Genomic DNA, 22,060 nt, shown 5'->3' with positions numbered 1-22,060 from the left:
CTGTGCGCCGGCGTCGGTATCCGCCCGCGCAAAGGCGTGCCCACCGTGCGGCATGTGCGCTACTATGGACGAAGCCTGCCTCGAATCCACGCTGCCCGTTCTCACCGGCCGATTTCCATCGACCCAATCCCGAGCCAACCATGCAGACGCGCTACGCCGGACTGTCCGCCCTGGTGGTCGATGACCACCCGTTCCAGTTGCTGGCGGCGGAACAGTTGCTGACACAGCTGGGCGTCAGCGATGTGCATTGCGCCGCGGACGGCCGCGTTGCGCTGGACCTGCTTGCCGCGCGCAAGGTCGACCTCGTGCTCTGCGACATCGAGATGCCGGGGCTCAACGGGCCCGGCATGATGGACGAGCTGACCCGGCGCAAGGACCACGCCTTCGCCGGCGCCCAGCCCCTGTGGGTATGGGTGTCCGCGCTGCAGGACGACATCATCGATTCCCATGTGAGCCTGGCCGACTCGGTTGGGCTCGCCCACGTGCGCGCGGTGCGCAAACCGATCTCGGCGGTGGTGCTGGAAGAAATCCTGCAGGATGCGCTGGAGCGTGACCTCACCACCGCAGCCCCGGCGACGGCTCCAAGCCAGCCGGATGACCGCGAGCTGCTGGCCGCGGTGCGCACGCCCGGCGCCATCTTCATCATGCTGCAACCGCAGTTCAGGATCAGCACCGGCGCGCTGGCCGGCGCGGAAGCGCTTTGCCGCTGGCGCCATCCGACCATGGGCCTGATCCGGCCCGACCTCTTCATCCCAAGGCTCGAGACGCTGGGCGAGGCCGATGCCATCCTCCAGCTGGCGGGCCAGCAATGCCTGTCGGTGCAGCGCCAGTTGCTGGCGCGCGGCGTGCGCATCTCGTTGAGCATCAATGCATCCGCGCAGACGCTGTGCCGGCCCGGCGTGCTCGACGCCTTCGACGCCATGGTGGAAGCCAGCGGCATGCCGCGCCAGTTGCTGAATATCGAATTGACCGAGGGCTACCCGGTCTACGACACCCGAGCCCTGTCGATCGCGCTGAACCGCCTGCGCCTGCTAGGCTACGGCGTGGCTATCGACGATTTCGGGATCGGCATTGCCACCCTCAAGCTGCTGGCGGACCTGCCCTTCACCCAGATCAAGCTCGACCGCTCGTTCGTGGTAGCGGTGCCCGGCGACAGCCAGCGCGCGGCGATCTGCCGCAACGTCATCAACCTCGCGCGAGACCTCAAGCTGGAATGTGTGGCCGAGGGCATCGAGACCCCCGCGCAGCGCGACGCGCTGCAAGCCCTGGGCTGCGACCTTGGCCAGGGCTACCTGTGGTCCCCCGCGCTGCCGCCCGACATGTTCGTGGCCGAAACGCTGGGCCGCTGGACGCCCTGAGGACACCCTCAGGACGCATCCGAGCGGCAGCTACGCTAGTTCCACTTGCCGTTGATGCCGCCCACGCTCAGGCGCCCCGCGCCGAGCAGCGCGACCGCGAGGGCGCCGGCCAGGAACATCGCTTGCAATTCCAGCGCCCATCCGCCGGTGTCGGCCATCATGCCTAGCTGCTTCATATGGACGAGGCCCACCGCCACCAGCATGTTGACGGCGACGATCAGCGCGGCGACCCGGGTCCATAAGCCAAGGATCAGCAGCACCGGCGCCACCACTTCCCCGATGTAGACGCCATAGGCCAGCACCACGGGCAGGCCGGCCTGCGTCACCACCTGCGTCACGAACCCCGGCCCGGCGATGAGCTTGGAGATCCCATGCAGCAAGATCAGCACGCCGAGCACGATGCGCAGTACCGCCTTGCCCAGGTCCTGCGATGGCTGAGAACCACTCATGGTTGTCACTCCTTGTCCGGATCAGAAAACGAAAGCGCGAATGCGCCGTCCGCAGCCGAAGCGCCTTTGGCTCCACGCGCGGCACGCATATTTACCTTAGTGCGCCGCGCGGTGAAGGTAAAGGCACAAGTTGCGCGGACGCGACTCAGATCTGGCCGACGGGCCGGTGCATGCCCGGCTGGCGCGGCGGCTGCATGCCCGCCTTGCAGGCCGTCTCGGGCAGGATGTCGGCAAGGAAGTCCAGGAAGCGCCGCAGCGCCGGCGGCATGCCCTTGCGCGAGGGAAAGACCGCGTGCAACGTCCCGACCGGCATGATCCACTGCGGCAGCAGCACCTCCAGTTCCCCGCTCTCGATGGCATCGCGGCAGAACATGCGCGGCAGCATCGCCACGCCGACGCCTGCGATGGCGGCCGCGCGCAGCAAGGCGAATTCGTCGGTGACAAGACGCGGATCGTACGGCACGTGGATCGACTGCCCGGTGTTGCAGGTCAGCGTCCAGACATGCTTGCCGTCGTGCGGCTTCTGGTTGACGCCCGGCATGCCGTCCAGCGCCTCGGGCGTGCGCGGGCGGCCGATGCTGTCCAGCAGCGCCGGGCTGGCTACCAGCATGAGCGGGCTCTCGCCGTAGGTGCGCACCACCAGCGACGAGTCGTCCATCACCTCGCGTACCCGCAGCGCCAGGTCGAAGCCTTCGGCAATCACGTCCACGCGGCGGTTGGTGGCTTCCAGTTCGATGCGCACACCGGGATTGGCCTGCATGAAATGCCCGATGGCGGGCGCCAGCAGGCTTTGGGCGATCGCCACGGGGCAGCTCACGCGCAAGGTGCCGCCGGGCTGGTCGCGAGCCTGCTCGATCACTTCGCGCGCCGCTTCGGCCTCCGCCAGCATGGCGCGGCAGCGCTCATAGTAGGCCTCGCCGATGGGCGTCACGCGCACCTGCCGGGTGGTCCGGCGCAACAATTGCACCCCGAGGTCGCGCTCCAGCTGGGCAATGCGCCGACTGAGCCGGGACTTCGGCACGCCGCTGGCACGGCTCGCAGCCGAAAAACTGCCGTGCTGGACCACCTGGGCAAACAGCGAAAGATCGTTCAGGTCTTGCATGGGTCATCCTTGGCGGTAGGAGCGTGCCAGGGTAGCAGCCCGCCTGCGTTCTGCGCCTGGAACAATAAGTTCTATTTTGCCCCACTACCGGCATCAATAGCAGACCGCTATCTTTCATTCATCCAACCCGAACCCCAGTGGAGATGAACATGAAGATCTTGCAAATCGACTCGAGCGTACTTGGCGACCATTCCGCTTCCCGCAGCCTGACCGCCAAGGTGGTCGCCGACCTGCGCGCCAAGCACCCCGAAGCCACCCTGACCGTGCGCGACCTGGACCAGGACGCACCGGCGCACCTGTCCGGCGCGCTGCTGCCCGTGCTGGGCGGCCCGAAGGATGGCCTCAACGCCGTGCAGGAAAGCGAGCTGCAACGCACCGAAGCCTTCCTCAAGGAATTCCTCGAAGCCGACGTGCTGGTCGTCGGTGTGCCGCAATACAACTTCGGCATCCCCAGCCAGCTCAAGTCCTGGATCGACCGCATCGCCCAGGCTGGCCGCACCTTCAAGTACACCGAGACCGGCCCGGTCGGCCTGGCCGGCGGCAAGCGCGTGATCGTGGTGTCGTCGCGCGGCGGCGTGCGCCAGGACGCCAACGCCCTGGACCTGCATGAGCAGACCGTGGACGTGGTGTTCCGCTTCCTGGGCATCACCGACATCACGTACGTGCGCGCCCACGGCCTGGCAATGGGCCCCGAAGCCCGCGAAGCCAGCCTGGTCGCCGCCAACGGCGCCGTGGCAGCCCTGGCAGCCTGATCCCGGCATGGCGGCCTCGCGCCGCCCAGCCCAGCGCAAAGCGCCCGCCCGCAGCCATGCCGGCGGGCGTTTTGCCTTCCTGCGTTTCAGCCCGCGCACCTTGCAGCGCTGCGCCCTGCCACGGATTCTTGCAGGCGCGAGCCGGCTATGCCCATCGCGCGATCGGGTCTATGATGGTTGCGAACGCCTGAGCGGTTTCGGTGCATGTCCATCCAGGGGGAAGCCCGTGCGGCCTTGTTGTGCAGGCCTGGGCGGAACCTGTCCGCAATCCACACGCCTCGGCCAGCCGCTGCCCAAAGCGGTATCCGTGGCAGATGCATAGTCCGATCCGGGAGCCCGCATGTCCTCTGCCCTGCTGCCTGCCAGCGCCGTGCATCGTCCGCACGAGCCGGCCCTGCTGTCCCAGTACCGTCACGTGCGCGCCGCTACCGAAGCCATGGTCGCCGACCTCACCGACGCCGATGCCACGGTGCAATCCATGGACGACGCCAGCCCCGCCAAATGGCACCTGGCGCATACCACCTGGTTCTTCGAGGAATTCGTGCTGACGGCGCGTATCCCGGACTACGAGCCGGTTGATCCGCAGTATCGCTACCTGTTCAACTCCTATTACGAATCCGTCGGCGCCCGCCACCCGCGGCCACGCCGCGGCCTGCTGTCGCGGCCGTCGCTCGACGAGATCCTGGCCTACCGCGAGGCGGTCGACGAAACCATGCTCGGGCTGCTGACCAGCGCGCAGACCGATGCCGAGGCGGCGCTGATCGAGCTTGGCCTGAACCACGAGCAACAACACCAGGAACTGCTGCTGACCGATATCCTGCATCTGTTCGCGCAAAACCCGCTGAAGCCGGCCTTCGCGCCGGAGCTGCTGGCGCCCGTGATCGCCGATCCGCGCCCGGCGGCGGAATGGATCCACTTTGCCGGTGGCGTGGTCGCCATCGGCCATGACCGCGACGGCTTTGCCTTCGATTGCGAAGGTCCACGGCACAACGTGCTCCTGCAGCCTTACCAGTTGTGCTCGCACCCGGTCACCAATCACCAGTGGTTTGAATTTATCGAGGATGGCGCCTACCGGACTGCCGGACTGTGGCTGTCGGATGGATGGCGCTGGGTGTGCGAACACGGCATCGAGGCACCGCTGTACTGGGAGGAACGCGAAGGCACCTGGTGGCAAATGAGCCTGCGCGGCATGCAGCCGGTGGATCCGGATAGCCCGGTCACACATATCAGCTTCTATGAGGCCGATGCCTTTGCCCGCTGGGCCGAGCGCCGCCTGCCAACCGAGGCGGAATGGGAGCACGCCGCGCGCAACCTGCCCGCTACCGGGAATTTTGTCGAGGGACGCGTGCTGCGGCCGCTGCCCGATCGCCAGAATACCTCCGGCGTGCTGCGGCAGATGTTCGGCGACGTGTGGGAATGGACTGCCAGCCCCTTCCAGCCCTACCCGGGCTTCCGGCCCAGCGCCGGGGCGGTGGGGGAATACAACGGCAAATTCATGTGCAGCCAGATGGTGCTGCGCGGCGGCTCCTGCGTCACGCCGGAGTCGCATATCCGCGCCAGCTACCGCAACTTCTTCTACCCGCACCAGCGCTGGCAGTTCACCGGCGTGCGCCTGGCCGACGACGCCTGAGCACCTTAACGCTTGATCGCCTGAGCAGGAAGCTGGCAAAAACGCGCCGGGTTTTGGCCCGGCGCGTTTTCATTAAATCAGTTCCAGCCCTTTTGTGGAGGCTGCGCGCTTAACGGCGTCTGCGGATACAGCTTCTGCCAGCGCGACTTCAGCCCCTCCGCGATCTCCTTCTGGTGATAGCGCTCGGCAAAATCGATCACGGTCATGCCCTGCTGGTTCTTCAGGCGCATGTCGGCACCTTCGTCCAGCAGCAACTTGACCGTCTCGATATGCCCGCCGCGCGCCGCCATCATCAGCGGCGTGCTGCCATTGGGGCTTTCCGCGTCGATATAGGCGGCGTGGTCGACCAGGAACTTGACGATCTCGTTGTTGCCGTTGGTCGCCGCGTAATGCAGCGGCGTCCAGCCGGTCTTGTTGATCTCGACCTCCATCTGGTCGACCATCAGCTTGACCAGGTCCAGTTCGTTCTGCAGGCTGGCCATCATCAGCGGCGTCTCACCGGCGGCATTGGTCTTGTCGAAATCGATGTCCTTGGCGCGGATCAGCGCCTCTGCCACCTTCAGCGACTTCTCGCGCAATGCCACCACCAGCATGGGATTGCCCTTGGCATCCACCAGGTTGGGATCGACCCCGCGCGCCAGCATCTTCTGGGCGGCCTTGACGTCATCGAACTCCACCGCATGACGCATATCGTCCACAGGCCCGGCCCAGGCCGCGGCGCCCACCAGCATGGCCGCAACGGCGGCGAGGCGTCGGACAGTATTCACGTTAAGCATGAGATTTCCTATCTATATGCTTGAAAAGACGAAAAAAATTATCCGACGTATGTTCCGCGAGCGCCTCAACCGGCATGCCACGCAGGTTGGCGATGAACTCACCCACATGGCGCACCCATGCGGGCTGATTGGTCTTGCCGCGATACGGCACGGGTGCCAGGTACGGCGAATCGGTCTCGATCAGCATGCGGTCCAGCGGGATCTTGCGCGCCGTTTCCTGCAACTCCACCGCATTCTTGAAGGTGACGATGCCGGAGAACGAGATGTGGAAGCCCTCGTCCAGCGATTGCCGGGCGACCTCCCAGTTCTCGGTGAAGCAATGCATCACCCCGCCGGCTTCGCCCGCGCTCTCCTCGCGCATCACGCGCAAGGTGTCTTCTGCGGACGAACGGGTATGGATGATCAGGGGCTTGCCTGTCTGTCGCGCGGCGCGGATATGGGTGCGAAAACGCTCCCGCTGCCATTCCATGTCCGCGATGCTGCGGCCTTCGAGCCGGTAGTAGTCGAGCCCGGTCTCGCCGGTACCGACCACCCGCGGATGCGCCGACAGCGTCAGCAGGCGCTCCAGCGTGGGCTCCTCGCCCTCCTCATAGTCGGGATGCACCCCGACGGTGGCGTACAGGTGCGGATGCTGCTCGGCGAGTGCCAGCACGCGCGGAAAATCTTCCAGCGTGACCGAGATGCACAGGGCATGCGACACCTGGTTGGCGCGCATGTTCTCCAGCAATTCGGGCAGGCGCGCGGCCAGGTCGGGGAAATCTAGATGACAGTGGGAATCGACAAACATTGGGGCGGTTTCCGGATAGAGACGCCGCCGCGGGCGGCGCCACCCGCCATTGTAGCCGTTCGTGCCAGCGAGCCAGCGTGCCCACTGCCTGGCGGCGCCTGGCTCGCGGCCGCTCTTACTCGGCCGGCTTGGTCAGGTGCCGCCCGAGGATGACCAGGTCGCGCTCGACCCCATCGAGCACAGCCACGCGCGGCAGGTTGCCCCAGCGCTCGAAGCCCAGCGAGGCGAACAGCGCCAGGCTGGGCGCGTTATGGCCAAAGATGAAGCCCAGCAGCGTATTGACCCCGATCTGCGGCGCATGCGCGATGGCCTGCTGCAGCAGGTAGCGCCCCAGGCCCTGCCCGCGGCGGGTGGCGTCCAGGTAGATCGAGACTTCGGCGGTGGCGCCGTAGGCCGGGCGTCCGTAGAAGTCGGAAAAACTGAGCCACCCGGCCATGCGCCCTTCACCGTCCTCGGCCACCCACAGCGGACGCCGCTCCGGCTGATGCTCATCGAACCAAGCCTGGCGCGATTCCACCGCCACGGGCTCGGTGTCCGCAGTGACCATGCGTGAAGCGACGGTGCTGTTGTAGATGGCGACGATGTTGGCCAGGTCACGCTGCAGCGCGGGCCGCACGGTAAAGGCGGAATCACTCATTGTTGAATTTCTTCTCGGACGGGCTAGAAAACTTGGTAAAAATCAACCATATCAAACACTTAAGCCACAAAGCTGACGCCAGTTATAACGTCTGGCTGGGCCGACCGGACTCGATGGTCTTGCCCAGGATCTCTTCCACCGCGCGGCGCAGGTTGCGGCCGTTGTCGTCATCCGGCAGGTGAATCCCGATGCCGGGCGTCTTGTTGGGCGTGCCGACCGGGGTAATCCATGCCACGTGGCCGGCAATCTGGTACTTCTGCGGCCGGTCCACCAGTGAAAGCACGAGGAAGACCTGCTCGCCCAGCCGGAAAGGCCGGTTGCTCGGGACAAAGATGCCGCCGCGGTGCAGGAACGGCATGTAGGCCGCATAGAGGCCCGCCTGGTCCTTGATCGACAGCGAAAGCACGTTGGGCCGGGAAGCTGCACCCGGGACCGTCGGCGCCCCGATACCGCCGGCGGCGGCCATGCCTGCGGCTCCGGGAACGCTGGCGCCCCGTGCCCCTGTCACCTCTGTATTCATGACTGACCCCTTGTTACTGACTGTTGGCCTTCAGGCCATATTGGATTTGTTCAACGTCCTCGGCTTACTGAAACAACTGCCGGTACTCCAGGAACACGGCCTCCATCACCAGCCGAGCCGCCAGCGGATGGTTCTCGCTGCGGCGATGGCCCACCAGCCGCGTGGAGAACGCCTGCAACCGGTGTGCATCGGTTGCCTGTGCGCAACGTGCCAGGGCTGCCTGCTCGCGCGGAAAATAACGCGGCCCTGGCGTTGCGGCCAAGCGGGCCGACAGCAGATCGTACGTCCAGCGCTGCAGGATGCCAAGCACCGACGGCACCGGCAGCTTCTGCACCTGCTCGGCCGCCGCCAGCGCATCGAAGCCGGCGCCTGCGCCAAGCTGGCTCACCAGCCAGCGCTGCATCGGCTGCTCCTCGGCCTCGGCGGCATGCAGCGCGGTCAGCGGGGAGCCGCCGGCCAGCGCCAGCTGCGCCTCGGCGTCTCCCACGCCCTGGCTGCTCAGCCAGCTCATGGCCGCATCGGCCGTGGGCCGTTGCACGGAAAACTGGCGGCAGCGCGACAGGATGGTGGGCAGCACACGATCCAGCCGGTCGGTCACCAGCAGGAACACGGTGGACGGCGGCGGCTCCTCCAGCGTCTTGAGCAAGGCGTTGGCGCCCTCATGCTGCAAGGCGTCGAGCGGATACACCACCACCAGGCGCAAGCCGGCGCGGTGCGTGCCGATGCCGACCGTTTCAATCAGGGCCCGCACCTGCTCCATGCGGATGACCTTGCTGGGCGCCTTCTTCTTGCCGCTTTCATCCGTCTGCGCGTCGTCCGTCGCCTCCATGGCCTCCGGGCGCACCACGCTGAAGTCCGGGTGGTTGCCCTGGCTGAACCAGTGGCAGGCCGGGCATGTGCCGCAAGGCTGCCCGTCGGGGCGCGGCTTCTCGCACAGCAGTCCCTGGGCAAAATGCAGCGCCAGGTCGCGTTTGCCGATGCCTTGCTGGCCGTGAATGAGCAAGGCATGCGGGAGCCGCTCGCGCAGCGCGTTCAGCCGTTGCCAGTCTTCTTTCTGCCAGGGATAAAGCATGCGGATCAGTGGGTTAGGGGTGAAACTTCGTGTAACTATGCGCATGGCGCGAGAGATAGAGGACAGAAGGCTCGGCTAGCCCCCATCCCTATCGATATTCCCGAATCCTGCAGCCGATTCAAAGTGTTGCGAGGATTTTCTCAAGTTCTACCTGAATCTCGGGAATGCTCCGGGTCGCGTCGATGACCCGGAAACGCTGCGCGGACTCCGCCGCGCGGCGCAGGTATTCCTGCCGCGTGCGCTCGAAGAAGGCACGCGACTCGGCCTCGAACTTGTCGGGCTCGCGTGCGCCGGCCAGGCGCGCGCTGGCGGTTTCCAGCGGCACATCGAACAACAGCGTCAGATCGGGCTGCAGGCCATCCTGCACCCAGGTCTCCAGCACTTCGAGCCGTGCACGCGGCAGGCCCCGGCCACCGCCCTGGTAGGCAAAGGTGGCATCGGTGAAGCGGTCGGAAACCACCCAGTCACCGCGCGTCAGCGCGGGTTCGATGACTTCGGCAATATGTTCGCGGCGGGCGGCGAACATCAGCAAGGCCTCGGTTTCGAGATGCATCTTGCGGTGCAGCAGTAACTGCCGCAGATCTTCGCCAAGCGGAGTGCCGCCGGGCTCGCGGGTGGTAACGACCGATGCCTGACCTGCCAGGCGGGCGCGCAGGCGCTGCGCCACCCACTCCACGTGGGTGCTCTTGCCGGCACCGTCGATGCCTTCGAATGTGATGAATTTTCCGCGCATGGGGAGACTTATTTGCCGCGCTGGTATTTATCTACCGCGCGGTTGTGTTCTGGAAGCGAGTTGGAGAAATGGCTGCTGCCGTCGCCGCGCGCCACGAAATACAGTGCGTCGGACGGGGCCGGCGCGGTGGCGGCGGCCAGCGAGGCCAGCCCGGGCAATCCGATCGGGGTGGGCGGCAGGCCGTTGCGCGTGTAGGTATTGTAAGGGGTGTCGGACTGCAGGTCGCGCTTGCGGATATTGCCCTCGAACGCCTCGCCCATGCCGTAGATCACCGTGGGATCGGTCTGCAGCATCATGCCCTTCTTGAGCCGGTTGACGAACACGGCCGCAATCAGCGCTCGCTCGGCCTGCTGGCCGGTTTCCTTCTCCACGATCGAGGCCATGATCAGCGCCTCATAGGGCGACTTGTACGGCAGGTCGGGTGCCCTGGCGTTCCAGGCGTCGGTCAGGCGCCGCTGCATGGCGCGATAGGCATGCTTGTACAGTTCGAGATCGCTGCTGCCGCGGGCAAACAGGTAGGTGTCGGGGAAAAACAGGCCCTCCGGTGCCGGCTCCGGCGCGCCGATGGCCTTCATCAGCTCCGCGTCCGACAAGCCGCGGCTATCGTGCTTGAGCGCCGGATGCGCATCCACGGCGGCGCGCATCTTGCGGAATTCCCAGCCTTCGATGACGGTCAGCACATAGTGGTTGACCTCGCCCCGGGCGATCTTGCCGATCACCGACAGCGGCGTGGCGCTGCTGTCGAACTCATAGCCCCCGGCCTTGAGGTCGGCGCCATGGCCGGTAAGCCGCACCAGCAGCGCGAACAGGCGGGGGTCCATCTGCACCCCGCCACGCTGGATCTGGCGGCCAACGCTGGCCACGCTGGAATTGGACTTGATCACCACCTCGATGGGCGAGGCTGTAAGCGCGAGCGGGCGATTGGCCCACCAGGCAAAGGCGCCGGCGGCGGCGATCGAAAAGATCACGGTGACCAGCAGCAGCCGCAGGAAAAGACGTTTCATGTAAAAGAGAAAGTAGCGGCGCACAATGCACCGCGGCAAAGCCGGGGTCACCCAGTGTCGACCATGGGCATCCCGGCTGAAATGGCGACAGCCTCATATAATACCGGGAGCCTTGCACCTTTAGCCGCTTGTAGCTCCTTGCACCTTCCATCCGGCGCGCCCGTGCGCCCCTTGCTTGCGATACCTGCCATGAATGCCCCTGCCCCAGACCGTGCCACCCAGTTCGAAGCCGTGCGCCAAAGCGGAGTCGTCTGCCGACCCGCGCACCTGGGCCTGATCCGGGTTGCCGGCGAAGACGCCGGCAGTTTCCTGCATACCCAGCTGACCAATGCCGTGGATGACCTGGACGCCGGCACCGCCCGCCTGGCCGGCTACTGCTCGCCCAAGGGACGGCTGCTGGCCAGCTTCCTGATATGGCGTGACGAGGAAGGCATCGTCCTCCAGTTGTCCGCGGACCTGCAGCCCGCTATCCAGAAGCGCCTGTCGATGTTCGTGCTGCGCGCCAAGGCCAAGCTGTCCGATCTCACGCCGGCCCGCGCCGTGCTGGGCGTGGCAGGTGCCAGTGGCGCCGCCGCCCTGCAGGCGGCCGGCCTGCCCGCCCCGGCCGAGCCCTGGGCCAGCGCCGCGGCCGCCCGCGCCACCGTGATCCGGCTGCCCGACGGCGCCGGACTGCCGCGCTGGCAGGTGGTGCTGCCGGCCGAACAGGCCGACGAAGTCCAGGCTGCGCTGTCGGCGCAGCTGGTGCCGGTGGATGCCGTGGTGTGGGACTGGCTGGAGGTACAAGCCGGCGTGCCGCGCATCGCCGCTGCCACGCAGGAGCAATTCGTGCCTCAGATGATCAACCTGGAACTGGTCGGCGGCGTGAGCTTTCGCAAGGGCTGCTATCCGGGCCAGGAAATCGTGGCGCGCAGCCAGTACCGCGGCACGCTCAAACGACGCATGTGGCTGATCCATGGAGAAGGCGAAGTGCCGGGCGCGGCCACGGAGATCTTCCGCCCCGAGGATCCTGAGCAGCCCTGCGGCATGGTGGTCAATGCCGCCGCCTCGCCACAAGGCGGCTGGGACGGCCTGGCCGAATTGAAGATCGATGCGGCGGGTGGCGCCCTGCACCTGGGCAGCGCTGCCGGCAGCCCGGTGCGCGTGGGCGAGCTGCCCTATGCGGTCCCCTTCGGCGACGCCGCCTGAACCCCTGGCAACACCGGGAACACTGGGAATAGCCATGAGCGACCACCTGTACGTCTATTTCCGGGTGCCGGAAGCCCGTGCCGATGAGGCTATCGCGCACTGGCACCGCTGGATGGAGACCGTTGCCGAAGCAAGCGGAATTGGTGGTACGCTCTTACGCAGGCCCGAGGCGCGTGACGGCATGCAGACGTGGATGGAAGCCTACGCCGATGTGCCGCCAGCCTTCGACCAGTTGCTCGACGGGCTGTGGCGGCAGAGCGGGCTGCAGCAGTGGATCAGCGGCGAGCGGCAGGTGGAGCGCTTTGTCGATATCGACCAGCTCTGAGGGTGGCCGAGGAGCGGCCCCGCCGCCATGGTCCCTGGGTAACGAAGCCGACGATCGAATCGCAGTCGATGCAGTGAATGCGGCAACCGCAGTGAATGCAGCAAAGGAAGCGCTATGTGCTTGATTCTGGTGGCCTGGCAATCGCACCCGGACTATGCCCTGGTGGTGGCCGGCAACCGCGACGAGTTCTATGCCCGCCCGGCGGCGCCCGTGCATTGGTGGGAAGACGCCCCCCAGGTGCTGGCCGGCCGCGACATGGCGGAAGTGATCGGCGAGCCAGGCACCTGGATGGGCCTGGCTGGCGACGGCCGCTTTGCCGCCCTGACCAATTACCGCGCCCCGTCCGAGAAACGCACCGATGCGCGCTCGCGCGGTGAGCTGGTGGCCGGATTCCTGCGTGGCGACAGCCATCCGCAATCCTATCTGTCCGGGCTGGTGCCCCGCACCGGCGCCTACAACGGCTTCAACTTGCTGGCGTGCGACCTGCGCGAGCTCTGGTGGTACAGCAACCGCGGCGCCTCGCCCCATCCGCAGCGCCTCAAGCCCGGCATCTATGGCCTGTCCAACGCCTTGCTGGATACGCCGTGGCCCAAGGTGCGCAGCCGCGTCGGCGCGCTCGCCGAGACACTTGCGGCCGACACCGGCCTGGCCGGCGCCAGCATCGAACCCTATCTCGACCTGCTGGCCAACGATCGGCAGGCCCTGGATTTCGAGCTTCCGCGCACGGGGGTGGCCCCCGAGTGGGAAAAGCTGCTGTCCTCAGCCTTTATCCGCTCGCCCAGCTATGGCACCCGTGCCAGCACCGTGCTGCGCGTGCGCCATGACGGCCGCTTCGAACTCAGCGAACGCAGCTTCGACGCCAACGGCCGCACCGGCGAGGTGTCCTACCGCGGGCACCTGCGGGTTGCCCGCGACGCCGGCTCGGTGCAAGCGCCGCGCTAAGTCGGGCGCGCTCAGTACTGCTGGGCTGCCAAGCCGGTCGGGCGCAATGCCACGTTCAGCGCCCGGATCGCGGCGGGGTCATTGCGCACCGCCAGCAGCCATGCATCCTCGAAATGCCCGATCTCCAGCAGTTGCATGCCGTGCGGCGCCAGTTCGCGGTTGACGTGCGCCAGGTAGAGCGCGGCGGGTTCCATATCGAAATCGTTATCGTCGCCACCTAGCGGAATGCCGTCTTCGTCGTAGAGGTCGTCGACGTCGATGGCCGAGACACCCGCCGCGCGCAGCGTGGCGAGGCGCGCCACGGCCTGCACGCCCAGCGTGCTGAAATCCCGCCAATCCACCTTTACCAGGCAATGCTCCGCCAGCCAGGGCTGCAACCATGCCGAGAGCAGGCCTTCGCCGGCGGGCGGCTCGCCCGGCGGCGCGCGATCGAGGTCTAGGGCGGGGGTGGCATCGGCCAGGGCCTGGAGCAGGCGGGAACGGATTTCAGACATAGACAAGATCAACGCGAAAGCGACGGCAAAAACAAAGACCGCGATGGTACAGCGTAGGCGGCTGGCTGCAAGCCCCGCAAGTCATCGCTCCATTCAGGCCAAAGCCGCCAGCCTGGCCGGCAATGCAGCCCGAACCGCCTCGCTCACGATGCCTGCCAGCCGGGTGGCGGGTGCCTCCAGCTCGGCATCCTTGCGGTAAAGCGCCAGCGCCAGCGAGGGCAACGCAGGCAGCCCGCCCTCTCCCGGCTCCCAGGCCCGCACGGACGGCGGCAAGCCCATGCCGGTGCGGATGGTCAGCCCCAGCCCGGCCGCCGCCCCTGCCCACAAGCCGCCCAGGCTCGCGCTGCTGAAAGCCACCCGCCAGGCAATGCCGGCACGGTCCAGGGCGGCCGTGCCCGCGGAGCGGAAACGGCATGGCGGCTCGAATGCCACCAGGGGCAGCGGTCCGTCGCCTTGCCACGGCGCACGCGCGGCGGCGGGCCCGATCCAGCGCATCGGCAACATCGCCACCTGCTCCACATGCGGCATGCGCACGCCATCGTCCCAAGCCAGCGCCAGGTCCAGCCGGCCGGCGGCCACGCTGTCCAACAGCTCGATGTTGCGCGCCACGCGTGCCTCGATCTTCACCTTGGGGTGCGCGCGGGCGAACCGGCCGAGCACCTCGGGCAGCAGCACCTCGCCAAAGTCCTGCTGCAGGCCGAACCGCACCCAGCCTTCCAGCGCCACACCGTGCACGGCGGCCGCGGCCTCGTCGTTGAGTTCCAGCAGCCGGCGGGCATAGGCCAGCATGGTCTCGCCCGCCTCCGTCAGCGCCAGTCCCCGCCCGGCCTTGCGAAAGACTGCCGTGCCCGCCTGCTCCTCCAGCTTCTTGAGTTGCGCGCTGACCGCCGAGGTGGAGCGGCCCAGCCGATCGGCGGCCCGGGCATAGCTGCCGAGCTCCATGCCCACGACGAAGCTGCGCAGTACATCAAGGTCGAAGTTCACCGCTGCCATGTGAAATCATCCTGTTATTTGGGATGTTTAATCAATAATTATCTGATATTCAGGATCATTCTGCGGCGGCAGAATCAGGGCGTCAAGGCTTGCAGATGCCGTTTTCCCAAGGATGATCCCGTGCCCCGCGTTCCCGCCCCCCTCCCGTTTGCCGCTGTGCCTGGCCCTGCCGGCGCAGCCCTCGCCCCACGCCATGGCCCGGGCCATCGCTGGAAAGTGCTGTCCCTCGGCGTCGCAGCCAATGCCAGCTTTGCCGCGGCGTTCTCGGGCATTCCCACCACGGCGGTGCTGATGCGCGCCGGCTACCGGATCGGCGATGGCGAGCTGGGTTTTTGCCTGGGCATGATGGGCCTCGGCATTGCGGTGAGCGAAGTGCCGTGGGGCCTGCTGACCGACCGCTGGGGTGACCGCCGCGTGCTGCTGACCGGCTTGATGGCCACTGCGCTGTGGCTGGCGCTGATGGCGGTGTTCGTGGCGCCGCTGCCCGGCCATATCCCGGGCAACGCGATGCTAGCGCTGGGCCTGTTGGGGCTAGGCCTGCTGGGCGGTAGCGTCAACGGCTCCAGCGGCCGGGCCGTGATGGCATGGTTCCGCGAAGGCGAACGGGGCCTGGCCATGAGCATCCGCCAGACCGCGGTGCCCGCCGGCGGCGGGATTGGCGCGCTGATGCTGCCGATGCTGGCGCAGTCCTTTGGCTTTGCCGCCGTCTACGGCGCGCTGGCCGTGTTCTGCGGCGTCACCGCGGCCTTTGCCTGGCACTGGATGCACGAGCCGCCGGCCGAGCCGGCGCACGCTACCTTGCCGGCAAGTGGCGTGGCCGGCAAGGCAGGGCCCGGCCCGCTGCGAAGCGCGCGGGTCTGGCGGCTGGTGAGCGGCATGGGCCTGATGTGCGTGCCACAAGTGGCTGTGCTGACGTTCGCAACGATCTTCCTGCACGATTTCAGCCACATCGGCATTGCCGCGGCGGGCATGGCCGTGGCGGCAGTGCAGGCAGGCGCCGCCGTCATGCGGGTGTGGAGCGGCCGCTGGACCGATCGCCATGGCAACCGCCGCGCCTATCTGCGCGCCTGCAGCTTGCTGACCTTGCTTGTGTTCGCCACGCTGGCGGGGCTGACCTGGCTGTGCGCAGCCGCGCCGGGCTGGCACGCCTTGCTGACCCCGGTGCTGGTGGCATGCCTGGTGCTGGGCGGCATCTGCACGTCGGCCTGGCATGGCGTGGCCTTCACCGAACTGGCGACGATCGCGGGCGCCAGCCGCGCCGGCACCGCGCTCGGGCTGGGCAACACCTTTGCGTTTTCGGGCTTCTTCCTGGTGCCGCTGGCGATCCCGGCGATGGCTGCCGACCATGGCTGGGCGGCCGTGTGGCTGGCGGCCAGCGCGAGCGCGCTATTGGCGCGGCCCTTGTTTGCGCGTCAGGCCCGCGCCTGACGACAAGCCGCCCGTTGCGTTCAGCGCAGCAATTTGCGCATCTCCACGTGAGGAATGCCGGCCTCCTCGAATTCCTCACCGACCTGCTCGAAGCCCACGCGCGCATAGAACGGTGCGGCATAGCGCTGCGCATTGAGCACCAGCTCAGGGTAGCCAAGCTCCGCGGCCTTGGCCATCAGCGCATCCAGCACCATGGCGCCGACGCCGCTGCCGCGCGCGGGCTTGAGCACCGCCATGCGGCCGATGTGGCCATCCGGCAGCAGGCGGCCCGTGGCCAGCGCGCTGCCATCCTCGGCCAGCGCCAGGGCGTGCCAGCTCGGCTCATCCCATTCGTCCCATTCCAGCTCAACCGGCACGCCCTGTTCTTCGACAAAGACGGCATAGCGGATGGCGCGCGCGGTATCGCGGGCTTCGGACCAGGGGGCGAGGCGGATGGTGATTGTCATAGTTGTTCGATGCGCAAGGCGCAAAGCGGTGAAAAAACGGCCTGAGGGCGGCCGTCATGATACTCCGGCCACGGCGAGGGCAAGCGATGCCGGCCATTGCTGCGGCGCCGCATGGAGAAAGGGATAGGGGTAATTCCCGATCCGCATTCTTCCCGGAAAATTTGTATGATGACCATATTACCTAATCACCTGAGGCCTCCCGTGTTCCAGAAAGTCCCGGCCAGAGCCCTGACAGACACCGTTGCTGAACAACTGCTGGAGAAGATCGAAAGCGGGGCCTTCGGCCGTGGCGACAAGCTGCCCACGGAGGCGGTACTGTCCGAGGAGTTCGGCGTCAGCCGCACCGTGATCCGCGAAGCCATCGCCCGGCTGCGCCACGAGGGCGTGGTGGAATCGCGCCAGGGCAGCGGCGTGTTCGTCACCGAGCAGGCCGGCATCCGGCCGCTGCGGATCGACTACACCGATGTGGCCACGCTCGAATCGGTATTGCATATCGTGGAGCTGCGCCGGGCCATCGAGGCCGAGGTGGCCGCACAGGCGGCACGGGACCGCACCGACGCCAGCATGACGGCCATCGACGCCGCACTCGCCGGCATTGACGCTGAGGAGGCCGCCGGCGGCGACGGCGTAACCGCCGACGTGGCCTTTCACCGGACGATCGCCGAAGCCACCGGCAACCCGTTCTTCCTGAAGACGCTGGCGTTCCTGAGCCAGTACCTGGAAACCGCCACCCGCGTGACCCGTACCAACGAGGCACGCCGCGCGGATTTCTCGCGCCAGGTGCGCGAGGAACACCAGGCCATTGTGGCCGCCATCCGCGCCGGCGACGCGCTGGCCGCGCGCAATGCGGCCGAGACCCATATGTACAACGCGGCGCGGCGCCTGTCCCATGGCGGGCAGCCCGAGACCGCCGCCGACCATGCCGACGCGCCCGCGCGCGGCCTTTCCCACTGATCGACTGATCCGCTGATCACCGCCCTCCTGGCAGGAGTCTTCATGAGCAAATCAATTGGCGTCATCGGCCTCGGCGCGATGGGCAACGGCGTAGCGCACAGCCTGCTGCGCGCCGGCTTCAAGGTACATGCCTGCGACCTGCGGCCCGATGTATTGCAGCGCTTTGCCGATGCGGGGGGCATCCCCTGCGCCAGCCCGGCCGAGCTCGGCGGCAAATGCGATGTGGTGGTCACGCTGGTGGTCAACGCCGCGCAGACCGAGGCCGTGCTGTTCGGCGAACAAGGCGCGGCAAGCAGCCTGCGCCCCGGCACGCTGGTGATCGCCAGCGCGACCGTGCCGCCGGGCTTCGCCGAGGCACTGGGCAAGCGGCTGGGCGAGCGCGGCATCCTGCTGCTGGACGCACCGGTCTCCGGTGGCGCCGCCCGTGCCGCCAGTGGCGAAATGACCATGATGACCTCGGGCCCGGCCGAGGCCTACGCACTGGCCGAGGACGTGCTGGCTGCGATGGCCGGCAAGGTCTACCGGCTGGGCGACGCGCATGGCGCCGGGTCCAAGGTAAAGATCATCAACCAGCTGCTGGCTGGCGTGCATATCGCCGCGGCGGCAGAAGCCATGGCGCTGGGCCTGCGTGAAGGCGTGGATGCCGATGCCCTGTATGAGGTCATTACCCACAGCGCGGGCAATTCGTGGATGTTCGAGAACCGCGTGCCGCATATCCTGTCGGGCGACTACACGCCGCTGTCCGCGGTCGATATCTTCGTCAAGGACCTCGGCCTGGTGCTCGATACCGCGCGCACCAGCAAGTTCCCCCTGCCGCTGTCGGCCGCGGCGCACCAGATGTTCATGATGGCGTCCAGCGCGGGACATGGCGGCGAGGATGATGCCGCCGTGATCAAGATATTTCCCGGCATTGCGCTGCCGGCGAAGAAGGCCGAGTGAGGCAAGCCAGCATGACTGCACAGACCCCTTCCTCGCGCGCCCTGCTCGGCTGCATCGCCGACGACTTCACCGGTGCCACCGACCTGGCCAACACGCTGGTGCGCAACGGCATGCGCACGGTGCAGACCATCGGCGTACCGGCGGGCGGCGCGGCGCTGCCCGGCGTGGAGCAGGCCGATGCGCTGGTGGTCGCGCTCAAGTCGCGCACCATCCCCGCGGCCGATGCCATCGCGCAATCGCTGGCCGCGCTGCGCTGGTTGCAGGCCCAGGGCTGCCGCCAGTTCTTTTTCAAGTACTGCTCCACCTTCGACTCCACCGACGCCGGCAATATCGGGCCGGTGACCGAGGCCCTGCTGGCGGCGCTTGGCGGCGACTTCACCATCGCCTGCCCGGCATTTCCGGAGAACGGCCGCACCATCTTCCGCGGCCACCTGTTCGTCGGCGATGTCCTGCTCAATGCGTCGGGCATGGAGAACCACCCGCTCACGCCGATGCATGACGCCAACCTGGTGCGCGTGCTGCAGCGCCAGAGCCAGGCCAAGGTGGGCCTGCTGCGCTACGACGCCGTGGCGCGCGGCAGCGACGCGGCCCGCCAGGCCATGGCCACCTTGCGCAGCGATGGCGTGAAACTGGCGATTGCCGACGCGGTGAGCGATGCCGACCTGCATACGCTAGGCGAGGCGTGCGCCGACCTGCCGTTACTCACCGGCGGCTCGGGCCTGGCGCTCGGCCTGCCAGCCAACTTCCGCCGCGCCGGCTTGCTGCCGCAGCGCGCGGATGCCGACAGCGTAGCGCCCGTGACCGGGCCAGCCGTGGTGCTGGCCGGCAGCGCGTCCAAGGCAACCAATGCGCAGGTGGCGCAGTGGCTCGTGGCCAAGCGCCCCGCCCTGCGCATCGACCCGCTCGCGCTAGCGCAAGGCGCGCCCGTGGTTGAGGAGGCGCTGGCCCTGGCTGGCTCCCATGCCGAACCTGTGCTGTTTTACGCCACCACCACGCCGGAGGAGGTCAAAGCGGTGCAGGCCGCCCTCGGCGTGGAGCGAGCCGGCCATCTGGTCGAGCAGGCGCTGGCGGATATCGCCGCCGCCCTGAAAGCACGCGGCACGCGCCGCTTCGTGGTGGCCGGCGGCGAAACCTCGGGCGCGGTGGTGCAGGCGCTGGGCGTGCAAGCCCTGCGCATCGGCACGCAGATCGCGCCGGGCGTGCCCGCCACCGTCACGCTGGATGCGCAGCCGCTGGCGCTGGCGCTCAAGTCCGGCAATTTCGGCGGCATCGACTTCTTTGACGAAGCGCTGCGCCAGCTTGGAGGGCAAGCATGAGCACAGAATCCAGCCTGCGCGAAGAAATCTGCCGCATCGGCGCCAGCCTCTACCAGCGTGGCTACACCGTCGGCAGCGCCGGCAACATCAGCGCGCGCATGGAGGACGGCTGGCTGATCACGCCGACCGATGCCTGCCTGGGCATGCTGGACCCGGCCGCCATTGCCAAGGTGGACAGCGGCGGCAACTGGGTGGCCGGCGACAAGCCGTCCAAGACGCTGACCCTGCATCGCGCCATCTACGACAACAACCCCCAGGCCCATGGCGTGGTGCATACGCACTCCACCCACCTGGTGGCGCTGAGCCTGGCGGGCGCATGGCAGCCGGACGATGTGCTGCCGCCGATCACGCCTTACTACGTGATGAAAGTCGGGCATATCCCGCTGATTCCCTACCATCGCCCGGGCGACCCGGCGGTGGCGGCGCGCGTCGCGCAGCTTGCCGCCGAAGTGCGTGGCGTGTTGCTCGCGCGCCTTGGCCCGGTGGTGTGGGAGGCCACCGTTTCGCGCGCGGCCTTCGCGCTCGAGGAACTTGAAGAGACCGCCAAGCTCTGGCTGATGCTCAAGGACAAGCCTGAGCCGCTCGACGAGCAAGCGCTGGCCGAACTGCGCGATACGTTCAAGGCGCGCTGGTAGGAACCACGCGCGCAGGTACGACAAAGCCCTAACAACAAAAACACAAGCAAGGCAGAACCGCCCGCCGCCCGCCCTCGCTAACGCCCGGGCCGCGGCAAGGGCAGCGTTCGCCCCCGGTTTGCCGCCAACAGCGGATATCAAGCTGGAACCAAGCCGGGACCAAACCGGGACCAAACCGATACACGGAGACAACCATGCATGCATCCACTCAGGCCGCGCTAACCGGCGCCGGCCAAGACATCGACCGCGACATCGAGAAACGCGCTTACAGCAAGGTGTTCTGGCGCATCATGCCGTTCCTGATGCTGTGCTACGTCATCGCTTACCTGGACCGCGTCAACGTGGGCTTCGCCAAGCTGCAGATGGCGCAGGACCTGGCGTTTTCCGAAACCGTGTTCGGCCTTGGCGCCGGGCTGTTTTTCATCGGCTACTTCCTGTTCGAAGTCCCCAGCAACCTGCTGATGCACAAGCTCGGCGCGCGCGTCTGGATCGCGCGGATCATGATCACGTGGGGCATCATCTCGGCGCTGTTCGTCTTCGTGAAGACACCCACCACTTTCTACATCATGCGCTTCCTGCTCGGCCTGGCCGAGGCGGGTTTCTATCCCGGCGTGATCCTTTACCTGACCTACTGGTATCCGGCCAACCGGCGCGCCAAGATGATCGCGCTGTTCATGTCGGGCATCCCGGTGGCCGGCATGTTCGGCAACCCGCTGTCGGGCTGGATCATGGATGCCTTCCATGACTACGGCGGCATGCGCGGCTGGCAGTGGATGTTCCTGATCGAGGCCCTGCCCGCGCTGCTGATCGGCATCGTCACCGTGTTCGTGCTCAAGAACGGCATCGACCAGGCGCCGTGGCTGGACGCCAACGAGAAGCGCGTGCTCAAGCGCAATATCGAGGAAGACGCACGCCAGGCTGGCGCCTCGGGCACCGGCCACTCGCTGGGCGCCGTGTTCAAGGACAGCCGCGTCTGGTGGATGTGCATGATCTACTTCTGCTTTGTCACCGGGCAATATGCGCTGACGTTCTGGATGCCCACACTGGTCAAGACCAGCGGCGTTACCGGCAACCTCAATATCGGCCTGCTCAGCGCGATTCCGTTTATCTGCGCCATCGTGGTGATGAACTTCCTCGGCCACAGCGCCGACGCCCGCCGCGAACGCCGCTGGCATCTGATCGTGCCGGCGCTGATGGGCGCGGTGGGCTTTGCCATTGCCGCTTCGTATACCCACAATACCGTGGTGGCCATTGCCGCGCTGTCGCTCGCCGCCGCCGGCGTGCTGACCTGCGCCCCGCTGTTCTGGTCGCTGCCCACCGCCTTCCTGTCCGGGCTGGCCGCTGCCTCGGGCATTGCGGTGGTGAATTCGGTGGGCAACCTGGCGGGCTTTGTGGCACCGTACATGGTGGGCTACCTGACCGACCTCACCCACAGCACGCAGTCGAGCATGTATGTGCTGTCGGCCATGCTGGTGCTCGGCGCCGGGCTGGTCTGGCTCACGCCGGCCAAGCTGGTCAACCGCTAGACAAAGAACACAAAGACACAGAAACACAAGAACCCAAGAACAACGCACTTCTCCTGG

The 22,060-nt window shown here is 67.1% G+C and carries 24 protein-coding genes; 12 read left to right on the top strand and 12 right to left on the bottom strand.

The features are described 5' to 3' along the window. Nucleotides 1–140 precede the first annotated feature (140 nt). Nucleotides 141–1,358, top strand: a complete 1,218-nt coding sequence (locus A9975_RS33080; RefSeq protein WP_183036402.1) for an EAL domain-containing protein — start codon at nucleotides 141–143, stop codon at nucleotides 1,356–1,358. Between the two features lie 35 nt (nucleotides 1,359–1,393). Here the strand turns inward: A9975_RS33080 and A9975_RS33075 are convergent, their stop codons facing one another. After that, on the bottom strand, nucleotides 1,394–1,807 hold the full coding sequence (locus A9975_RS33075; RefSeq protein WP_150993264.1) for a DoxX family protein: 414 nt from the start codon (nucleotides 1,805–1,807) through the stop codon (nucleotides 1,394–1,396). Nucleotides 1,808–1,952: 145 nt separating this feature from the next. Then, the gene (locus A9975_RS33070; protein ID WP_150993262.1) at nucleotides 1,953–2,909 is read right to left on the bottom strand and encodes a LysR family transcriptional regulator; all 957 of its coding nucleotides are present in this window, start codon (nucleotides 2,907–2,909) and stop codon (nucleotides 1,953–1,955) included. A 149-nt stretch (nucleotides 2,910–3,058) separates the two neighbouring features. Between A9975_RS33070 and A9975_RS33065 the strand changes: the two genes are divergently transcribed. Then, entirely contained in the window at nucleotides 3,059–3,661 is a 603-nt protein-coding gene (locus A9975_RS33065; protein ID WP_150993260.1) for an FMN-dependent NADH-azoreductase, read from the top strand. A gap of 340 nt (nucleotides 3,662–4,001) precedes the next feature. Further along, nucleotides 4,002–5,291, top strand: a complete 1,290-nt coding sequence (egtB, locus tag A9975_RS33060) for an ergothioneine biosynthesis protein EgtB (protein WP_183036401.1) — start codon at nucleotides 4,002–4,004, stop codon at nucleotides 5,289–5,291. A 77-nt stretch (nucleotides 5,292–5,368) separates the two neighbouring features. Here egtB and A9975_RS33055 read toward each other — a convergent pair whose 3' ends face one another. From A9975_RS33055 to mltG, 7 genes are all read right to left on the bottom strand, one after another. Continuing rightward, a complete protein-coding gene (locus A9975_RS33055) occupies nucleotides 5,369–6,067 on the bottom strand; it encodes an ankyrin repeat domain-containing protein (RefSeq protein ID WP_183036400.1) in 699 nt (232 codons plus the stop codon). Further along, complete coding sequence (locus A9975_RS33050; RefSeq protein ID WP_183036399.1) at nucleotides 6,060–6,854, bottom strand: TatD family hydrolase; 795 nt, start codon at nucleotides 6,852–6,854, stop codon at nucleotides 6,060–6,062. Before A9975_RS33050 ends, A9975_RS33055 begins: the two co-directional genes overlap by 8 nt. A 115-nt stretch (nucleotides 6,855–6,969) precedes the next feature. Next, nucleotides 6,970–7,491, bottom strand: coding sequence for a GNAT family N-acetyltransferase (locus A9975_RS33045; RefSeq protein WP_183036398.1), 522 nt, complete (start codon nucleotides 7,489–7,491; stop codon nucleotides 6,970–6,972). A gap of 82 nt (nucleotides 7,492–7,573) precedes the next feature. Then, on the bottom strand, nucleotides 7,574–8,011 hold the full coding sequence (locus A9975_RS33040) for a PilZ domain-containing protein (RefSeq protein ID WP_370565957.1): 438 nt from the start codon (nucleotides 8,009–8,011) through the stop codon (nucleotides 7,574–7,576). Nucleotides 8,012–8,075: 64 nt separating this feature from the next. Further along, the gene (locus A9975_RS33035; protein ID WP_183036397.1) at nucleotides 8,076–9,083 is read right to left on the bottom strand and encodes a DNA polymerase III subunit delta'; all 1,008 of its coding nucleotides are present in this window, start codon (nucleotides 9,081–9,083) and stop codon (nucleotides 8,076–8,078) included. Nucleotides 9,084–9,201: 118 nt separating this feature from the next. After that, nucleotides 9,202–9,816 carry a dTMP kinase gene (gene tmk / locus A9975_RS33030; protein ID WP_183036396.1) on the bottom strand — a complete coding sequence of 205 codons (615 nt, stop codon included), beginning with the start codon at nucleotides 9,814–9,816 and terminating at the stop codon, nucleotides 9,202–9,204. Nucleotides 9,817–9,824: 8 nt separating this feature from the next. Continuing rightward, the gene (mltG, locus tag A9975_RS33025; protein ID WP_183036395.1) at nucleotides 9,825–10,820 is read right to left on the bottom strand and encodes an endolytic transglycosylase MltG; all 996 of its coding nucleotides are present in this window, start codon (nucleotides 10,818–10,820) and stop codon (nucleotides 9,825–9,827) included. 189 nt (nucleotides 10,821–11,009) lie between these two features. Here mltG and A9975_RS33020 point away from each other — a divergent pair, with 189 nt between their 5' ends. The 3 genes from A9975_RS33020 (at nucleotide 11,010) to A9975_RS33010 (ending at nucleotide 13,272) form a co-directional block, all read left to right on the top strand. Continuing rightward, nucleotides 11,010–12,005, top strand: a complete 996-nt coding sequence (locus A9975_RS33020) for a folate-binding protein YgfZ (RefSeq protein WP_183036394.1) — start codon at nucleotides 11,010–11,012, stop codon at nucleotides 12,003–12,005. Nucleotides 12,006–12,039: 34 nt separating this feature from the next. Continuing rightward, nucleotides 12,040–12,330: a DUF4936 family protein gene (locus tag A9975_RS33015; RefSeq protein ID WP_150990383.1), complete on the top strand. Its 291-nt coding sequence runs from the start codon at nucleotides 12,040–12,042 to the stop codon at nucleotides 12,328–12,330. Nucleotides 12,331–12,444: 114 nt separating this feature from the next. After that, a complete protein-coding gene (locus A9975_RS33010) occupies nucleotides 12,445–13,272 on the top strand; it encodes an NRDE family protein (protein ID WP_183036393.1) in 828 nt (275 codons plus the stop codon). Between the two features lie 11 nt (nucleotides 13,273–13,283). On the opposite strand, the gene A9975_RS33005 is transcribed toward A9975_RS33010, so the two are convergent. Together A9975_RS33005 and A9975_RS33000 are read right to left on the bottom strand one after the other, a co-directional pair. Beyond that, nucleotides 13,284–13,766 (bottom strand): hypothetical protein, encoded by a 483-nt coding sequence (locus A9975_RS33005; RefSeq protein WP_183036392.1) that lies wholly within the window; start codon nucleotides 13,764–13,766, stop codon nucleotides 13,284–13,286. A gap of 93 nt (nucleotides 13,767–13,859) precedes the next feature. Next, nucleotides 13,860–14,759 (bottom strand): LysR substrate-binding domain-containing protein, encoded by a 900-nt coding sequence (locus A9975_RS33000; protein ID WP_183036391.1) that lies wholly within the window; start codon nucleotides 14,757–14,759, stop codon nucleotides 13,860–13,862. Between the two features lie 156 nt (nucleotides 14,760–14,915). On the opposite strand from A9975_RS33000, the gene A9975_RS32995 reads away from it, so the two are divergent. Beyond that, nucleotides 14,916–16,187, top strand: a complete 1,272-nt coding sequence (locus A9975_RS32995; protein ID WP_183036466.1) for an MFS transporter — start codon at nucleotides 14,916–14,918, stop codon at nucleotides 16,185–16,187. A gap of 20 nt (nucleotides 16,188–16,207) precedes the next feature. Here A9975_RS32995 and A9975_RS32990 read toward each other — a convergent pair whose 3' ends face one another. Next, nucleotides 16,208–16,633 carry a GNAT family N-acetyltransferase gene (locus A9975_RS32990; protein ID WP_183036390.1) on the bottom strand — a complete coding sequence of 142 codons (426 nt, stop codon included), beginning with the start codon at nucleotides 16,631–16,633 and terminating at the stop codon, nucleotides 16,208–16,210. A gap of 201 nt (nucleotides 16,634–16,834) precedes the next feature. On the opposite strand from A9975_RS32990, the gene A9975_RS32985 reads away from it, so the two are divergent. The 5 genes from A9975_RS32985 to A9975_RS32965 all read left to right on the top strand — a co-directional run bounded on the left by A9975_RS32985 (nucleotide 16,835) and on the right by A9975_RS32965 (nucleotide 22,003). Then, on the top strand, nucleotides 16,835–17,587 hold the full coding sequence (locus A9975_RS32985) for a FadR/GntR family transcriptional regulator (RefSeq protein WP_183036389.1): 753 nt from the start codon (nucleotides 16,835–16,837) through the stop codon (nucleotides 17,585–17,587). A gap of 42 nt (nucleotides 17,588–17,629) precedes the next feature. Next, the gene (gene ltnD / locus A9975_RS32980) at nucleotides 17,630–18,526 is read left to right on the top strand and encodes an L-threonate dehydrogenase (RefSeq protein ID WP_183036388.1); all 897 of its coding nucleotides are present in this window, start codon (nucleotides 17,630–17,632) and stop codon (nucleotides 18,524–18,526) included. A gap of 11 nt (nucleotides 18,527–18,537) precedes the next feature. Continuing rightward, on the top strand, nucleotides 18,538–19,842 hold the full coding sequence (otnK, locus tag A9975_RS32975; protein ID WP_183036387.1) for a 3-oxo-tetronate kinase: 1,305 nt from the start codon (nucleotides 18,538–18,540) through the stop codon (nucleotides 19,840–19,842). Then, nucleotides 19,839–20,477 carry an aldolase gene (locus A9975_RS32970; protein ID WP_183036386.1) on the top strand — a complete coding sequence of 213 codons (639 nt, stop codon included), beginning with the start codon at nucleotides 19,839–19,841 and terminating at the stop codon, nucleotides 20,475–20,477. The genes otnK and A9975_RS32970 overlap by 4 nt, the downstream gene beginning before the upstream one ends. A 194-nt stretch (nucleotides 20,478–20,671) precedes the next feature. Next, nucleotides 20,672–22,003 carry an MFS transporter gene (locus tag A9975_RS32965; RefSeq protein ID WP_183036385.1) on the top strand — a complete coding sequence of 444 codons (1,332 nt, stop codon included), beginning with the start codon at nucleotides 20,672–20,674 and terminating at the stop codon, nucleotides 22,001–22,003. Nucleotides 22,004–22,060: the final 57 nt, after the last annotated feature.

This window comes from Cupriavidus sp. UME77 (assembly GCF_014170355.1).
Lineage (GTDB): Bacteria > Pseudomonadota > Gammaproteobacteria > Burkholderiales > Burkholderiaceae > Cupriavidus > Cupriavidus basilensis.
Note: the sequence above shows the minus strand (reverse complement) of the source record. Positions and strands in the feature narration are given on the sequence as shown.

Excerpts from the sequence above, each read along its gene's own strand:
- A9975_RS33080 (WP_183036402.1), top strand. The coding sequence starts at position 141 with ATGCAGACGCGCTACGCCGGACTGTCCGCCCTGGTGGTCGATGACCAC.
- A9975_RS33075 (WP_150993264.1), bottom strand. The coding sequence starts at position 1,807 with ATGAGTGGTTCTCAGCCATCGCAGGACCTGGGCAAGGCGGTACTGCGC.
- A9975_RS33070 (WP_150993262.1), bottom strand. The coding sequence starts at position 2,909 with ATGCAAGACCTGAACGATCTTTCGCTGTTTGCCCAGGTGGTCCAGCAC.
- A9975_RS33065 (WP_150993260.1), top strand. The coding sequence starts at position 3,059 with ATGAAGATCTTGCAAATCGACTCGAGCGTACTTGGCGACCATTCCGCT.
- egtB (WP_183036401.1), top strand. The coding sequence starts at position 4,002 with ATGTCCTCTGCCCTGCTGCCTGCCAGCGCCGTGCATCGTCCGCACGAG.
- A9975_RS33055 (WP_183036400.1), bottom strand. The coding sequence starts at position 6,067 with ATGCTTAACGTGAATACTGTCCGACGCCTCGCCGCCGTTGCGGCCATG.
- A9975_RS33050 (WP_183036399.1), bottom strand. The coding sequence starts at position 6,854 with ATGTTTGTCGATTCCCACTGTCATCTAGATTTCCCCGACCTGGCCGCG.
- A9975_RS33045 (WP_183036398.1), bottom strand. The coding sequence starts at position 7,491 with ATGAGTGATTCCGCCTTTACCGTGCGGCCCGCGCTGCAGCGTGACCTG.
- A9975_RS33040 (WP_370565957.1), bottom strand. The coding sequence starts at position 8,011 with ATGAATACAGAGGTGACAGGGGCACGGGGCGCCAGCGTTCCCGGAGCC.
- A9975_RS33035 (WP_183036397.1), bottom strand. The coding sequence starts at position 9,083 with ATGCTTTATCCCTGGCAGAAAGAAGACTGGCAACGGCTGAACGCGCTG.
- tmk (WP_183036396.1), bottom strand. The coding sequence starts at position 9,816 with ATGCGCGGAAAATTCATCACATTCGAAGGCATCGACGGTGCCGGCAAG.
- mltG (WP_183036395.1), bottom strand. The coding sequence starts at position 10,820 with ATGAAACGTCTTTTCCTGCGGCTGCTGCTGGTCACCGTGATCTTTTCG.
- A9975_RS33020 (WP_183036394.1), top strand. The coding sequence starts at position 11,010 with ATGAATGCCCCTGCCCCAGACCGTGCCACCCAGTTCGAAGCCGTGCGC.
- A9975_RS33015 (WP_150990383.1), top strand. The coding sequence starts at position 12,040 with ATGAGCGACCACCTGTACGTCTATTTCCGGGTGCCGGAAGCCCGTGCC.
- A9975_RS33010 (WP_183036393.1), top strand. The coding sequence starts at position 12,445 with ATGTGCTTGATTCTGGTGGCCTGGCAATCGCACCCGGACTATGCCCTG.
- A9975_RS33005 (WP_183036392.1), bottom strand. The coding sequence starts at position 13,766 with ATGTCTGAAATCCGTTCCCGCCTGCTCCAGGCCCTGGCCGATGCCACC.
- A9975_RS33000 (WP_183036391.1), bottom strand. The coding sequence starts at position 14,759 with ATGGCAGCGGTGAACTTCGACCTTGATGTACTGCGCAGCTTCGTCGTG.
- A9975_RS32990 (WP_183036390.1), bottom strand. The coding sequence starts at position 16,633 with ATGACAATCACCATCCGCCTCGCCCCCTGGTCCGAAGCCCGCGATACC.
- ltnD (WP_183036388.1), top strand. The coding sequence starts at position 17,630 with ATGAGCAAATCAATTGGCGTCATCGGCCTCGGCGCGATGGGCAACGGC.
- otnK (WP_183036387.1), top strand. The coding sequence starts at position 18,538 with ATGACTGCACAGACCCCTTCCTCGCGCGCCCTGCTCGGCTGCATCGCC.
- A9975_RS32970 (WP_183036386.1), top strand. The coding sequence starts at position 19,839 with ATGAGCACAGAATCCAGCCTGCGCGAAGAAATCTGCCGCATCGGCGCC.
- A9975_RS32965 (WP_183036385.1), top strand. The coding sequence starts at position 20,672 with ATGCATGCATCCACTCAGGCCGCGCTAACCGGCGCCGGCCAAGACATC.